Origin of the sequence: Streptomyces sp. NPDC096193, from assembly GCF_040302905.1 — a bacterium.
Lineage (GTDB): Bacteria > Actinomycetota > Actinomycetes > Streptomycetales > Streptomycetaceae > Streptomyces.
The window spans coordinates 134,278-148,712 of the sequence record NZ_JBEOSJ010000013.1; the positions used below are offsets into that span (position 1 = coordinate 134,278).

The window sequence follows — 14,435 nt, forward strand, 5'->3', positions numbered from 1 at the left end:
TTAGATTGACGGGATGACCGACACCAAGGCGCCCGACGCCGGCCGCCGCAGCGAACGCTCCCGCCGCGCGATCTACGAGGCCGCCCTCGCCCTCGTCACCGAGGAGGGCTACACCCGCACCACCATCGAGGGCATCGCGGCCCGGGCCGGCGTGGGCAAGCAGACGATCTACCGCTGGTGGCCCTCGAAGTCGGCCGTGCTCCTCGAAGCCTTTCTCGACCTGGCCGAGCAGGCGGCCGCCGGGGAGACCGAGATCCCCGACACGGGCGACCTCGCGACCGACCTCAAGCTCGTGCTGCGCGCCACCGTGGACGAGATGAACAACCCCGCCTACGACGGACCCGCCCGCGCGCTCGCCGCCGAGGGCGTGATCGACCCGGTGCTCGGGGCCCGGTTCGTCGAGAAGCTCCTCGACCCCCAGATGGAGCTCTACGCGACCCGGCTGCGTTCCGCCGAGGACGCGGGCCAGGTACGGGCCGGGACCGACCTGCGGATCGCGCTGGAACTCCTGGTCGGACCGCTCACCCACCGCTGGCTGCTGCGCACGCTGCCCCTCACCCACGCGTACGCGGACACCGTCGTCGACTACGCCCTGAACGGTCTCGCACCCCGCGGCTGACCCCCCGCGGAATGCCCGGGGCCACCCCCCGGTTGGGGACTGTGGCCACCCGGGGAGCAGGATGGTGGGACCATGGCAGAGTCCGCCGGTGCCGAGTACGAGGTGTGAGGGGATAGATGGGCGACGGTAAAGGCCGCTACCGCGGCACGGAGAACAGGCTCCCCCGCGAGAGCCGGCTGCCCCAGTGGCTGCGCCGGCGCCCCCGCGACACCGAGCCGGACGACTCACGCCGCGAGTCACTTCTCCTGGCCGCCGCCGGCGCCGGACTGCCGCTCGCGCCCGCCGCGTATCCCGTCGCGTACCGCTGTTCCTGCGACCGCATCGGCTGTCCCACGCCCGCCATGCACCCCGTCTCCTTCGCCTGGCAGACCCAGTCCACGACCGACCGCGCCCAGATCGAGCGGTGGGCGCAGGGCCAGCCCGAGGCGAACTTCATCACCGCGACCGGCATGGTCCACGACGTCCTCGACGTCCCGCTGGAAGCCGGGCTCAGCGCACTGGAACGCCTCCTGGAGCAGGGCATCGACGTCGGTCCGGTCGCCGAGTCCGGCGGCACGGGCGGCGACGGCCGGCTGCTGTTCTTCACCGCCACCCGCGGTACGCCCGAGGACGAGGACGAGTGGTGGCCGTGCGAGCTGGACTGCCACCCCGAGACGATGGACGAGCACCCGGGGCTGCGCTGGCACTGCCGGGGCAGCTATGTGCTCGTACCGCCCGCCCGGCTTCCCGGGGATCTGGGAGTGCACTGGGTACGCGGACCGGAGCATCCGCTGCCGGACCCGCTGACCCTGCTGGAGACGCTCACCGACGCGTGCGCGCGCTACGCGGGTGACGACGAGGAACTGAACCGGCACACGCCGGCCTGGCCCCTGGGCCGCTAGGTCGCTTGCTGGGTCCCGTCGGCCGCCGGGCTGCGTCCCGGAGCCTGTCGTCCGGCTCGGGCCCGACGCCGCCGGGCCCGAACCCGCCTGCCTAGGACCCCTTCGCCGAGGTCAGACCCGTCAGCCGCCCGAGGACGTCGACCTTGCCGACGCCGGAGGCCGGGATCGCCACCGCCTGGCTCGACACCCGCTCCTTGGTGATCGTCTGCCGCACCTCGCCGGTGAGCAGCGCCTTGACGTCCGGGTGCACCCTCAGGCGCACACCCTTCGCCGCGGTCTGCCGTTCGTAGTTGCGCACGGTGAAGAAGACCAGCGCCCCGCCGTCCCGCGTCGCGAGCCCCAGCGGCGCGAAGTCACCGCTGTCCAGCGGCTGGTCGATGTACTGCGTGGACATGCCCGGCAGGTTCTCCTCCTTCTGGCGCGAGGCACGCCAGTCGGAGGTGTGGGGTCCGTCCTTGAAGTTGTCCGGCTGCCCGCTCTGCATGTACGAGGCGTAGTCCCCGCTCAGATCGCGCGGAGCGACCGCCAGCTCACCGCTGTCCACGGCGACCGGTTCGGCATAGCCGTCCTGGTCCGTCTTCAGCTCCGGTATGCGGCCGGGGGTGAGAATGGTCAGATACGTCGCCTTCCACACCTCGGCCGGACCGTTGCGCACGAAGATCAGCACCCAGCGGTTGTCCTCGCTGCCCCGGTCCCGGTCGCGGTTGGAGTCGACGTCGGCCAGGAAGAAGCGCGGCCAGCCTGCCTTCTTGGGAATCGTGATCTTCGGGTCCGTGAGCTCCAGCGGCACGTGCCGCGGATTGCCGTCCGGGTAGTTGACGCTGCGCGCCTTCAACCCGGCCTGGTTGATGGCTCCGAGCGCACCGGTCACCCGGCCCGCGTCCAGGGCCGGGTCGTACGCCTTGTCGGCGGCGTTGTAGGCGGCGGTGAACTGCTTGACGGCCTCGACGGCCTCAGCCTTCGTCACCGACGGAACGATCTCCCGCTCCCCGTGCACCGTCACGCACCCGCTCGCCGTCAGGGCCAGCGCCGTCATCGCCACGAGGCCCGTCGCCGCCCGTCGCGGCCCTGTCACCCGAATCGGCCTTCTCATCGGCTGCCTTCTGCTCCTCGACCCCCACTGACCGTCCGAACCCTACCGGGGCGAGGAAGAGCCCGAGTGCCGGGACCAGATACAGGGCCCACACCACGGTCTGGAGAACGGTCGGATCCGGCTGGAAGTTGAAGACGCCCTTCAGCAGCGTCCCGTACCAGCTGTCGGGCGGAATCGTCGTACTGATGTCGAAGGCCTTGTTCGCCAGACCGCCGAGGAAACGGGCTTCCTGCAGGTCATGGACGCCGTACGCGAGGACACCCGCGGCCACGACCACCAGCATGCCGCCGGTCCACGTGAAGAACCGCGCCAGATTGATCCGTACGGCGCCGCGATAGAAGAGCCAGCCGAGCAGGACGGCCGTGGCGATACCGAGGAGCACGCCCGTCAACGGGCCCTGCGAGCCCGCCTCGTCGGTGGCCGCACGTACCGAGGCCCAGACGAACAGCGCCGTCTCCAGGCCCTCGCGCCCCACCGCCAGGAACGCGGTGGCGACCAGGGCCCCGGTGCCCATCTGCAGGGCGGCGTCCAGTTTGCCGTGCAGCTCGGCCCTCAGATGCCGTGCGGTGCGCTTCATCCAGAAGACCATCCAGGTCACCAGGCACACCGCGACGATCGACAGCGAACCGCCGAGCAGTTCCTGCGCCTCGAACGTCAGCTCCTGCGAGCCGTATTCGAGGGCGAAGCCGAAACCGAGCGACAGGGCGACCGCGACGCCGATGCCGGTCCAGATCGGCCGCAGCGCGTCCCGTCTGCCGGTCTTGACCACGTACGCGATGAGGATGCAGACGACGAGGCTCGCCTCCAGGCCCTCGCGCAGGCCGATCAGATAGTTGCCGAACACGCCCGGTCCCTTCTGGTCATGAGAACAGCGCCCGTCCCCACCAGTCGTCCTTGTCCCGGACGCCCGGCGGGATCGCGAACAGCGCCGAACCCACGTGCTGGATGTACTCGTTGAGGTCGTCGCGGGCGAGCGAGCGCTGCACCGGGACGAACCCCTTGTCGACGTCGCGCTGGTACGCGAGGAAGAACAGCCCCGCGTCCAGGCGGCCGAGACCGTCCGTCCCGTCGGTGAAGGAGTAGCCGCGGCGCAGCATCTTCGCCCCGCCGTTGGAGTCCGGGTGTGCGAGCCGCACATGCGAGGTGGGCAGCATCGCCGGCAGGAACGGCTCGTCGCGCTCCTCGGCCTTGCCGACGGGAGCGCCCTTGCCCTTGTCCCGGCCGAAGATGTCCTCCTGCTCCTGGAGGGAGGTGCGGTCCCAGGTCTCGACGTTCATCCGGATCCGGCGGGCGACCAGGTAGGAGCCGCCGGCCAGCCACGCCGGACCGTCCTTCTGCGACACCCACACATGCTTCTCGAGCGCCGCGCCGTCCGTCCCCGCGATGTTGCGGGTGCCGTCCTTGAACCCGAAGAGGTTGCGGGGCGTCTGCGCATCTGGGGTCGTCGACGACGTCTTGCCGAAGCCCAGCTGCGACCAGCGCACCGCGACCTTGCCGAAGCCGATCCGGGCGAGGTTGCGGATGGCGTGCACCGCGACCTGGGGATCGTCGGCGCAGGCCTGGACGCACAGATCGCCACCGCTGCGCGCCGGGTCGAGGTTGTCGCCGGAGAACTTCGGCAGCTCCGCCAGGCCCTTCGGCCGGTGGCCCTCGAGTCCGAAGCGGTCCTTGGCGAACAGCCCGGGGCCGAAGCCCACGGTCAGCGTCAGCCGGGACGGCTTGAGGCCCAGTGCCTCGCCGGTGTCGTCCGGCGGCGCCTCGGGGAGACCGCCGAACGCGCCCTCGCCGACGGCCAGTCCGGCGGTCATCCGCTCCGCGGCCCGCGTCCAGTCCTTCAGCAACTGCACCAGCTCGGCGCGGTCCTTCGTCTTCACGTCGAAGGCCGCGAAATGCAGCCGGTCCTGCACGGCGGTGGCGACACCGGCCTGGTGCGCCCCGTGGAAGGGCACGGCCGCACCGGCTCCGGCGGCGGGCACGGCATCGTCCCCGCCGCCCATCGCGGCCACCGTGCCGCCGGCCGCCGCGGCGCCGAGCGCGAGGCCCGCACCGCCCCAGCCGAGCAGCGCACGGCGGGACGGCGTCGCGGTGCCTGTGCCGGGCTGCCGGGGTCCGGCGGCCTCCGGCGCCGCGCCGGTCTGCTGGTCGTCAGAAGCCGACATCTCCGGTCCCCCTACTTGACCACGGCGGCGGCGAGCTTCGACAGCGGCTCGGCGAGGGCGTTGACGCCGTCGCTGAGCTCCTTGCGCTGGTCCTTGCCGACGGTGTCGTACGAGGCGAAGTCGTAACCGGTCTTGTCCTTGCGGTACTTGTCGAGCAGCGTGTTCAGCGCGGCGAACTGCTTGTCGAGCTCGGCCACCAGCTTCGGGTCGTTCTTGGCGGCGACGGGCTTGAGCAGGTCGTACGAGGTCTGCGCACCCTCGACGTTGGCCTTGAAGTCCACCAGGTCGGTGTGGCTGTAGCGCTCCTCCTCACCGGTGACCTTGCCGGTGGCGACCTCGTCGAGCAGCTCCTTGGCGCCGTTGGCCATGGAGGTCGGTGTGATCTCGGCCGTGCCGACCTTCTTCTGCCAGACCGTGAGGTCCTTGATGAGGGTGTCGGCGAGCACGGTGTCCTCGGGGCCGAGCTTCTTGTCCTGCCACAGGGACTTCTCCAGGCGGTGCCAGCCGGTCCACTTCTGGCCCTTCTCGACACCGTCCTCGCGCAGGTCGACTTTGGGGTCGATGTCGCCGAAGGACTCGGCGACCGGCTCGGTGCGCTCCCAGCCGATACGGGAGTCGGCGTACGCCTTCTTCGCCGCCTCGATGTCACCGGCCTTGACGGCGTCGGTGAACACCTTCGCCTTGGGCAGCGTCTCGTCGGCCTGCGCCTGCACGTACTTGCGGTAGCCGGCGACCGCGGCGTCCATCTCCGGGCTGCGCCGGGCGACCTTGCCGCCCGTCGCGGTGACCTTCTGGCGGATGCCGTCGCCCTTCATGCCGGGCTTGCAGGCGATCTCGTACGAACCGGACTTCACCTCGGCGGTGAGCCGGGCCTTGGTGCCGGGGCCTATGTTCTCGCGCTCGGTGACGATCCGGTCGTCGGGGAACAGGATGTAGACCTCGGTGACCTTGCCGCCCTTGTTCTCGATGTCGAGCTGGACGTGCCCGGCGGGGAACTCCTTCTTCGACACCTCGCAGGAATCGTCCTTCGCGGTGACCTGGACGGTGCCGTCGCCGCCGGCCGCGTTGTCGGCCTTCTCGGCGCAGCCCGTGACGGCGGCCAGAGCGGCCGCGGCCGCGGTGGCAGTGGCGACGGAAAGACGGACTCGCATACGGACTCCATGCGGCAAGAGGCCCGGCGCAGACGGGCTGAGGGTGGGTGAGGCGAACCTAACTTAACCGGCCCTTACCTCTCCCGTACCCGGCCGGGCAGTGATCTGTGACTCATGGCGTACGTCCGGAAACGGAGGGGTCACAAGGTGTTCAAGAGAACCCCATGGCTTGGTCAAGCCGCGGTCAACCGGTCCGTTGCGGAAGCACCACGGGGACGCCGGAGCGAGGGTGCGGAAACACCTCGACGGGCTGCCGGTAGACCCGGCTCAGCAGGACGTCGTCGAAGATTTCGGCGGGCGGTCCCTCGGCCGCGAGCCGGCCCTCGTGCAGCACGGCGACCCGGTGGGCGTACGCGGCGGCGAGACCGAGGTCGTGCAGCACGACGACCACGGCGTCACCGGCGGCGGCACGCTCCCGGCAGATGCGCAGCACCAGCTCCTGGTGGCGCAGGTCGAGGGCGGCCGTCGGTTCGTCGAGCAGCAGCAGCGGGGCCCCCTGGGCCAGGACGCGGGCGAGGGCGACCCGGGCGCGTTCACCGCCGGAGAGCGCGGAGAAGGGGCGGGCCGCGAAGCCGCCGACCTCCGTGACGGCCATCGCCTCGGCGACGGCCGCGTCGTCCTGCTCCTGGAGCGCGGTCCCGGCCCAGGGCGCGCGCCCCATCCGTACGACGTCCTCCACCAGGAAGGGGAAGGAGAGCGCGGCGGCCTGGGGCAGCACGGCGCGGCGCAGGGCGAGTTCGGGAGCGGTCCAGCCGCCGGCCGGCCGGCCCGCGATGTTCACCGAGCCGCCGTCGGCGGGCAGATCGGCGGCGAGCGCGGCGAAGAGGGTCGACTTCCCGGCGCCGTTCGGACCGACCAGGGCCAGTACCTCGCCCGCGTGTGCGGACAGCTCGACCCCGGTGAGCACCTCACGGCCGCCGAGGCGGACATGGAGGTCCCGGGCCTCGGCGACGACGGAACCGATTTCGGGACGCGCGGGCAGTTCCCGCCGGCGCACACCGAACAGACGGGTCACGGACCTCATGCCCAACCACCTTGCCTGCGACGGGTCCTGAGCAGCAGCCAGAAGAAGAACGGGCTGCCGAAGAGCGCGGTGAGCACACCGAGGGGGAGTTCGGCGGGCTCGGCGACGGTGCGTGCCGCGAGGTCTCCCGCCACGAGCATCAGCGCGCCGCCGAGGGCGCTGCCGGGCACCAGGAAGCGGTGGCCGGGTCCGTGCGCCATCCGCAGCAGATGCGGGACGAGCAGTCCGACGAAGGTGATGATCCCGGCGACGGCGACCGCGGCCGCGGTGAACAGGGCGACGACGAGCACGAGGACGATCCGCAGCCGCTCGACGTCGATGCCGAGATGCCGTGCCGGCCGCTCGCCGAGGGCGAGCAGGTCCAGCTTCCGTGCGTACAGGGGCGCCACGGCAAGACCGAGAAGCGCGCACGGCAGCACAGCGAGCACCTTGGGCCAGGTGGCCTGGGAGAGCGAACCCAGCTGCCAGAAGGTGATCTGGGTGATCTGGGCGTTGTCCGCGAAGAAGATGAACAGGCCGATGAGGGCACCGGCGAAGGCGTTGACGGCGATGCCGGTCAGGATGAGCGTGACGACCTCGCTCCGCCCTCCCGAGCGGGACATCGCGTACACGAGGAGCACGGTCACGAGGCCGGCGACGAACGCGCAGGCGGTGACGGTCCAGTTGCCGAGAAAGCTCAGGCCGAGCGCGATGGACGCGACGGCGCCGACGGCCGCGCCGGACGAGATGCCGATGATGCCGGGCTCGGCGAGCGGATTGCCGAAGACGCCCTGCATCAGGGCTCCCGCGCAGCCCAGGGACGCGCCGACGAGGAGCGCGAGGACGACCCGGGGAAGACGGACGTTCCACAGCACGCTCTCGCCGACCCGGTCGAGCGGGTGCCCGCCGAGCCCGGCGCGGTGCTGCACCGAGGCGATGACATCGGTGACGGGAATGTCGTACGCGCCGTAGGCGGCGGACACCAGGGCCAGGACGAGGACGCTCGCCAGAAGCCCGCCGGTGAGCAACCCGGCCCCGGTACGGGTGCGGACCAGGGGGACGGCGTCGGGCGGGCTTTTCGGGGTTAACCGGTCGGGAACGTTCCGGGAGTCCTCCGCGGCCGCACGGCTCTGGTGTGCCGCGGGGCGCTCGGGGACGTCATGGGTCTGGTGTGCTTCGGGGCTCTCCGGGACGTTACGGGTCTCGTGTGCCTCAGGGACCCCTGGGACGTCATGGGTCTCGTGTGACCCGGGGCTCTCCGGGACGTCAGTGCTCTCGTGCCCCGCAGGGCTCTCCGGGACCTCTCGGGTCTCGTGCGCCTCGGGGCCCTCATGGCTCTCGGGGTTCTCGGCGCCCTCAGCGCCGCTCGGTCGGTGCCGGTCCCGGTCCCGGTCCCGGTCTTGGTCTCGGTCCCGGTCCCGGTCCCGGTCTTGGTCTCGGTCCCGGTCTTGGTCTCGGTCCCGCTCGCGCGGGCGGGCGGGGGAGTGGTCCGCGTGCGTGGCCATCGTCACCGGCCGCCCGGGTGGAGCTGGTCCACGAGAGACCGGAGAACCCGGTCGGTGCGCGGCCCGTAGTTCAGCAGGACACTGTCGTCGACGCTCACCACGCGGCGGTCCATCCCGGCCGGGGTCTGGGCCACCCCGGGGATCTTGACCAGACCGTCGATGCCGCCGACCGACCGCAGACCGTCCGTCATCACGAGCAGGGCGTCGGGCGCGGCCTTCGCAAGGGCCTCGGCGGTGACGGGGGTGAAGTCCTTCGCCGGCCCCGACTCCTTCCCGGCGTCCACAGCGCCCGCCGCCTCCAGCAGCGAGGTGGCCCCGGACTCGGCGCCGCCGATGAGGTAGACCGACGCCGAGCCCCGCAGGTAGAGGAAGGCGACGCGGGGCCGCTTGCCCTCGGCGGGCTTCGGAACGCCCTTCTGCACGGCCGCGATCCTTTGTGCGGTACGGGCGTTGAGCTGGTCCCCGGCAGCCTTGACCCCCAGCGCGCCGGCCACCGCGTCGATCCGGGTCCGGACGTCGGCGAGGCTCTTGGGCGCCTTGACGACGACGAGCGGGATGCCCGCGGCGCGTATCTGGGCGATGGACTCGGCCGGGCCGGTCGTCGAGTCGGCGAGGACGAGGGTCGGCTTCAGGGACAGCACGCTCTCGGCGGAGACGTCGTGTCCCCGGGTCACCAGCGGCAGCGCGCGGGCCTGTTCGAAGGTCGCGGTGACGTCACGCGCCACCACCTGCCTGCCCAGACCGAGCGTGAAGACGATCTCGCTGAGCCCACCGGAGAGCGGCACGATCCGGTCCGCGGCGGAGACGGTGACGCTCTTGCCGTCTGCCGAGCGCACGGTGGCCGGGAGTTCGGGCTTCGGTGTCGCGGCGAGCGGCTCGATCCGGCCGGCGGCCACAGCGGTCTTCGGCTTTCCCGTGGCGTCGGGGGACTCGTCGCCACCGCCGCAGCCGGTCGCCGTCAGGGCGAGGGCGAGCACCGAGAGGAGAGCACCTGCCAGGCGAGGTGTGCGCACCGGGACACCTTTCTCTTGTTCGCTGTCTAAGACGGTTGCCGCGGGCAGTCTGCCATGGCTGGGCGGGGAGTTGGCCGATGTTTCGGGTGGTGGGCTCTTTTGATCCACCCGGATCGGCCGAGCGGCGTCGAGGCCGCGGTGGACGGCACCCGGGGCACCCCGGTGGCCGGCGTCAGCACCCAGGACCGGGAGACCGGCAAGGTCGCCCCCCCCACCAGAACCTGGGCATAGCCTCGCCGACCGTTCCGGCCGCGTGCTCACGGTGCGGGCGAGACGTGGTGAAGCCGACCGGCGTACCGGCGAAGCTCACGGATAAGGGCACCAAGACGTACGGCGGCATGTACCCGGCCGCTGAGGAGCGCGGCACCCGCTCACGGTCGCGGTCTCCCTCGACGAGGACGCCGAACTGCCCGAGGGCTCCGGCGGCACGCGCGGCTCCGTCGGTTCCGCGGGCGGTTCGGCGGAGGGCGGCTCGGCCGGTACGGCCATCGGGGGCGGCACTGTCGGGGGCACGGGCGGTGCCCTGGCCTCCACCGGCTCCGAGGTCCCGGCGACCGCGCCGCAGCCGCCTCCGCGGGAACCGCGGTGGCGGGCGTGGCAGTCGTCTTCTCGATCGGGGCGCCGGGCGGCGGCCCGCACCTGACGCACGGGTCCCGAGTCACCGCGCCGCTCCGGAGACCGTCGCCGCCGGTGCGGCCCTGTCGTACCGGGATGCTTGAATGCCGGGGTGAACGAACTCGACGTACTGGACGTGCTCCACGTCTTCTGCGGGGCCGAGGGGGACCACGGCAACGCCCTGGGTGTCGTCCGCGACGCCCGGGCCTTTCCCGACCCGGCGTCCCGGCAGGCGCTCGCGGCCGAACTGGGCTTCAGCGAGACCGTGTTCGTCGACGACCCCGAGCGCGGGGTCGTGGACATCTACACCCCCGGCCTCCGGCTCCCGTTCGCCGGGCACCCGCTCGTCGGAGCGGCCTGGCTGCTCGACCTGGAGGCGGTGAACCCGCCCGCGGGCGAGGTGTGGGCGCGCAGCGACGGCGAGTTCACCTGGATCACCGCCCGCGCCGAATGGGCTCCGCCGCGCATGCTGCGGCAGTACGCCTCACCGGCCGAGGTGGACGCGCTGCCCGCGCCGCCGCCCGGTGAGGGCTGGCTCTACGCCTGGGCCTGGGAGGACGAGGCCGCGGGCCGGGTCCGGGCCCGCGCCTTCCCCCGGCGGGACGACGGCATCGTGGAGGACGAGGCGACCGGCGCCGCGGCCCTGCTGCTCACCGACCGCCTCGGCCGCGCGCTGAACATCACGCAGGGCCGAGGGTCGCAGATTCTGACGGCCCCCGGCCCCGATGGCACGATCGAGATCGGCGGGCGGGTGCGCCTCGCGACGCCCGCGCCGGCCGCCCGTCGTATCCCGCTCATGCGCTGAGCGGGAACTCCTCGCCCAGCTCGCGGAAGACGGCTCCGTTGAAGTCGAAGGCCCGCTTGCACTCCTCGACGATGCGCTTCTTCTCCAGCTCGTCGGCGTTCACCGCGTCCAGCAGTTCGCGGTAGCCGCGCTTGAAGGCGGCCGGGTTGTCGATCTGCTCGAAGACGTAGAACCGGACCCCGTCGCCCTTGCGCGCGAAGCCCCAGGTCTTCTCGGCGCGGTCGCGGATGATCTGTCCGCCGGACAGGTCCCCGAGGTAGCGGGTGTAGTGGTGCGCGATGTACCCGGCGGGCCAGGTACGGGCGCACTCCTCGACCCGCGCGGCGTACGCCGCGGTCGCCGGCAGCGGAGCGGCGCCCGCGCGCCAGTCAGGGCCGCGCAGATGCGCGAGATCGCGCTCCAGCGCGGCGGTACGCATCAGCTCCGGGCGGATGAAGGGCCCCGCCACCGGATCGTCCTCGAGCGCGCCCGCGGCACCTTCCAGCGCCCGGTACACGAACCAGAGCTGCTCGGTGTAGCGCGCGTAGGCCTCGACGCCCAGCCGGCCGCCGAGCAGATCGCTCATGAAGGGCGAGGTCTCGGCCTCGGTGTGCTGCTCGTGCGAGGCAACACGGATGAGTGTCGAGAATGGCGTGTCCAACGCGGACCTCCGGGGGACCGATGGGGGCGGGAACCGGTGACGATTCGATCCTGCTGCTCAGGCATACCTCAGTCAATTGGTTCCCGACGGCCTGTCGGTAAAACGCTACCCCCGAACGGCGTCAGGGCAACGTGAGAATCTCGGCGCCGCTCTCCGTCACCACCAGCGTGTGCTCGAACTGCGCGGTCCGCTTGCGGTCCTTGGTCACCACGGTCCAGCCGTCGTCCCACATGTCGTACTCGTGGGTACCGAGCGTGAGCATCGGCTCGATGGTGAACGTCATGCCCGGCTGCATCACGGTCGTGGCGTGCTGGGCGTCGTAGTGCGGAATGATCAGCCCGGAGTGGAACGAGGAATTGATCCCGTGGCCGGTGAAGTCACGGACCACGCCATAGCCGAAGCGCTTGGCGTACGACTCGATGACCCGCCCGATGACATTGACCTGGCGGCCCGGCTTCACGGCCTTGATGGCCCGGTTCAGGGACTCCCGGGTCCGCTCCACGAGCAGTCGCGACTCCTCGTCGACGTCACCGCACAGGTAGGTGGCGTTGTTGTCGCCGTGCACACCATTGATGTACGCCGTGACGTCGAGGTTCACGATGTCGCCGTCGCGCAGGACGGTGGAGTCGGGGATCCCGTGGCAGATCACCTCGTTGACCGAGGAGCACAGCGACTTGGGGAAGCCGCGGTAGCCGAGCGTGGAGGGATAGGCGCCGTGGTCGCACATGAACTCGTGCGCGACGCGGTCCAGTTCGTCGGTGGTCACGCCGGGGGAGATGTGCTTGGCGGCCTCCTCCATCGCCTGCGCGGCGATACGGCCCGCGATGCGCATCCGCTCGACGGTGTCGGCGTCCTGCACCTCCGGCCCGGTGTACGGGGTCGGTGCGGGTTTTCCGACGTACTCGGGGCGCCGGATGGAGCCGGGGACGGAGCGGATGGGGGAGAGCTCGCCTGGTACGAGCAGCGACTGGCCAGACATGCCGCGAGTCTAACCGGGGCCCCGGCCCGCCCCCCGGGCGTAGGGGGACGTCCTTGGGGCAGCATGGCGTCAGAGGAAGGAGCCGACGATGGCCCTGTTCAAGAAGCGTACGGCCGGCAAACCGGGCGAGTGGTTCTACTGTCTGGAGCACAAGAAAGTCGAGGAGGGCCCGGATTGCCCCGGGAAGGACCGCTTCGGCCCGTACGCGAGCCGCGAGGAGGCGACCCACGCGATGGAGACGGCGCGCGAGAAGAACCTCGAATGGGAGAACGACCCACGCTGGCACGACGCACCACGGGGCGAGCAGTAGGCGCCGTGGGCGCGGGCCCGCCCCCTGGCGGTGCGCGCCGTGCGCAGGCGGGGGAGCCTGCGGGGACGCTCCCGCCGGGCGGTGCGGGGCGGATGCCCGGGGGCTGGTGGCCGCACCCGCCGATCGCCTGAGTGGCGGGCCTGCCCAGCTCTGCGGAGTCCGGAGCGCGGGACGCCTCAAGCACCGACCCGCGCCCGGCCGCCCGCCGCCGCGCAGCGCGGGACGCCTCAAGCACCGCCCCGCGCCCGGCCGCCCGCCGCCGCGCAGCGCGGGACGCCTCAAGCACCGCCCCGCCCCCGCCCGCCTGCCCCCCGCCCCGCGCGGAGACGAGAGCTCACGCCTTCGTCAGCGCCTCCTGCTGTGCGCGGCGGCGCGTCGCGTCCTCGTCCGTCGAGGCGTCGTACGTGATCAGCTTCGGGAGTACCGCGGCCAGCAGGCCCACCGAGGCCACGCAGGCCACACCGCCGGACCAGATCGCCGCTCGTGTGCCCGTCCAGCCCGCCATCGCGCCCGCGCGCACCTGGCCCAGCTGCGGGCCGATGCTGTAGGACAGCACCTCTATCCCCGCGAGCCGTCCCCGCAGCTCCTCAGGGGTCGTCTGGTTCCAGATCGTCGAGCGGCCGAGGCCGCTGAGCATGTCGCCCGCGCCCGCGAACGCCAGGCACAGCAGTACCAGCCATACGTTCGAGAACCATCCCGCCGCCGCGATCGCCAGTCCCCACGCGGTCGCGCCGAACACCACCAACAGGCCGTGCCGCCGCACGTGCGACGTCCAGCCGCTCGTCATGCTCAGGGCCAGCGAGCCCACCGACCCCGCCGCGTACATCAGGCCGAGCGACCACTCCGCGTCCAGATCGTCCGCCAGGAAGGGGAAGATCGTGTTCGGGAAGGCGAAGAACATCGCGGCCAGGTCGATCGCGTACGTCCCCAGCAGCACCGGGCGGGACCACGCATAGCGCGCGCCCTCCGCGATGCCCCTCAGCGACGGCTTCTGGGCGTCGTGCGCCGCCGGGGCCGGTGCCAGGCGCAGGCAGAGCACCACGGACACCGCGAACCCGGCGACCGTGACGCCGTACGCCGTGGCATGGCCCGCGTAGGCCACCACCAGACCCGCCAGCGCGGGCCCCGCGATCGCGCCCAGCTGATAGCGCAGGGCGTTCAGCGCGGCCGCCGCCGTCAGCTGGTCGTGCGGGACGATACGGGCCATCAGCGAGTCGAGCGCCGGGCGTTGCAGACCGGCCAGTGCCGAGACACCCGCCGCGACCAGGTACAGCGGCCACAGCATCGGGTCCGGCAGCATCGCGTTCACCAGCAGCACGACCGCCAGCACGCCGAGACCGGCCTCCGTGCCGAGGATCAGCTTCCTGCGGTCGGCCGAGTCCGCGAGCGCCCCGCCGTAGAGGCCGAACACCACCAGCGGCACCAGCTCCACCGCGCCCATCACGCCCACCGCGAGCGGCGATCCGGTCATGTCCTTGATCTGGAGCGGCAGGGCGATCATCGCCATGAAGCTGCCGAAGTACGTGACCACGCCCTGCACCCACAGGAGGCGGAAGTCGGGGGATGAGCGCCACGGCGAGAGGTCGGGCAGCAGCGCGGAGAGCTTGGAGGTCACAGGAGGTCATGCTCCCGGCGGCCGGTAGCCTGCGGCAACCGCATTTC

The 14,435-nt window shown here is 71.8% G+C and carries 14 protein-coding genes; 4 read left to right on the forward strand and 10 right to left on the reverse strand.

Annotated features, from left to right (window positions below):
- The first annotated feature begins 13 nt into the window (after positions 1-13).
- Positions 14-619 carry a TetR/AcrR family transcriptional regulator gene (locus ABTX78_RS20320; protein WP_352208164.1) on the forward strand — a complete coding sequence of 202 codons (606 nt, stop codon included), beginning with the start codon at positions 14-16 and terminating at the stop codon, positions 617-619.
- 116 nt (positions 620-735) lie between these two features.
- Entirely contained in the window at positions 736-1,500 is a 765-nt protein-coding gene (locus ABTX78_RS20325) for a bifunctional DNA primase/polymerase (RefSeq protein ID WP_352208165.1), read from the forward strand.
- A gap of 91 nt (positions 1,501-1,591) precedes the next feature.
- Here ABTX78_RS20325 and ABTX78_RS20330 read toward each other — a convergent pair whose 3' ends face one another.
- The 7 genes from ABTX78_RS20330 to ABTX78_RS20360 all read right to left on the reverse strand — a co-directional run bounded on the left by ABTX78_RS20330 (position 1,592) and on the right by ABTX78_RS20360 (position 9,424).
- A complete protein-coding gene (locus ABTX78_RS20330) occupies positions 1,592-2,536 on the reverse strand; it encodes an SCO2278 family lipoprotein (RefSeq protein WP_352208166.1) in 945 nt (314 codons plus the stop codon).
- Positions 2,454-3,437: an iron uptake transporter permease EfeU gene (gene efeU / locus ABTX78_RS20335; RefSeq protein ID WP_352208167.1), complete on the reverse strand. Its 984-nt coding sequence runs from the start codon at positions 3,435-3,437 to the stop codon at positions 2,454-2,456. Before efeU ends, ABTX78_RS20330 begins: the two co-directional genes overlap by 83 nt.
- Positions 3,438-3,453: 16 nt before the next feature.
- The gene (efeB, locus tag ABTX78_RS20340; protein WP_352208168.1) at positions 3,454-4,752 is read right to left on the reverse strand and encodes an iron uptake transporter deferrochelatase/peroxidase subunit; all 1,299 of its coding nucleotides are present in this window, start codon (positions 4,750-4,752) and stop codon (positions 3,454-3,456) included.
- An 11-nt stretch (positions 4,753-4,763) separates the two neighbouring features.
- Positions 4,764-5,903 (reverse strand): iron uptake system protein EfeO, encoded by a 1,140-nt coding sequence (gene efeO / locus ABTX78_RS20345; RefSeq protein ID WP_352208169.1) that lies wholly within the window; start codon positions 5,901-5,903, stop codon positions 4,764-4,766.
- A gap of 184 nt (positions 5,904-6,087) precedes the next feature.
- Positions 6,088-6,927, reverse strand: coding sequence for a heme ABC transporter ATP-binding protein (locus tag ABTX78_RS20350; RefSeq protein ID WP_352208170.1), 840 nt, complete (start codon positions 6,925-6,927; stop codon positions 6,088-6,090).
- Positions 6,924-7,961, reverse strand: coding sequence for a FecCD family ABC transporter permease (locus ABTX78_RS20355; protein WP_352208231.1), 1,038 nt, complete (start codon positions 7,959-7,961; stop codon positions 6,924-6,926). Before ABTX78_RS20355 ends, ABTX78_RS20350 begins: the two co-directional genes overlap by 4 nt.
- Positions 7,962-8,413: 452 nt before the next feature.
- A complete protein-coding gene (locus ABTX78_RS20360) occupies positions 8,414-9,424 on the reverse strand; it encodes a heme/hemin ABC transporter substrate-binding protein (protein WP_352208171.1) in 1,011 nt (336 codons plus the stop codon).
- Positions 9,425-10,151: 727 nt separating this feature from the next.
- On the opposite strand from ABTX78_RS20360, the gene ABTX78_RS20365 reads away from it, so the two are divergent.
- Positions 10,152-10,844 (forward strand): PhzF family phenazine biosynthesis protein, encoded by a 693-nt coding sequence (locus tag ABTX78_RS20365; RefSeq protein WP_352208172.1) that lies wholly within the window; start codon positions 10,152-10,154, stop codon positions 10,842-10,844.
- Here ABTX78_RS20365 and ABTX78_RS20370 read toward each other — a convergent pair.
- Together ABTX78_RS20370 and map are read right to left on the reverse strand one after the other, a co-directional pair.
- On the reverse strand, positions 10,834-11,484 hold the full coding sequence (locus tag ABTX78_RS20370; protein ID WP_352208173.1) for a biliverdin-producing heme oxygenase: 651 nt from the start codon (positions 11,482-11,484) through the stop codon (positions 10,834-10,836). The two genes, ABTX78_RS20365 and ABTX78_RS20370, sit on opposite strands and share 11 nt — an antisense overlap.
- A gap of 121 nt (positions 11,485-11,605) precedes the next feature.
- Positions 11,606-12,463 carry a type I methionyl aminopeptidase gene (gene map, locus ABTX78_RS20375; RefSeq protein ID WP_352208174.1) on the reverse strand — a complete coding sequence of 286 codons (858 nt, stop codon included), beginning with the start codon at positions 12,461-12,463 and terminating at the stop codon, positions 11,606-11,608.
- Between the two features lie 88 nt (positions 12,464-12,551).
- Here map and ABTX78_RS20380 point away from each other — a divergent pair, with 88 nt between their 5' ends.
- Positions 12,552-12,773 (forward strand): hypothetical protein, encoded by a 222-nt coding sequence (locus ABTX78_RS20380; RefSeq protein WP_352208175.1) that lies wholly within the window; start codon positions 12,552-12,554, stop codon positions 12,771-12,773.
- Positions 12,774-13,107: 334 nt separating this feature from the next.
- On the opposite strand, the gene ABTX78_RS20385 is transcribed toward ABTX78_RS20380, so the two are convergent.
- Positions 13,108-14,388, reverse strand: coding sequence for an MFS transporter (locus ABTX78_RS20385; protein WP_352208176.1), 1,281 nt, complete (start codon positions 14,386-14,388; stop codon positions 13,108-13,110).
- Positions 14,389-14,435: the final 47 nt, after the last annotated feature.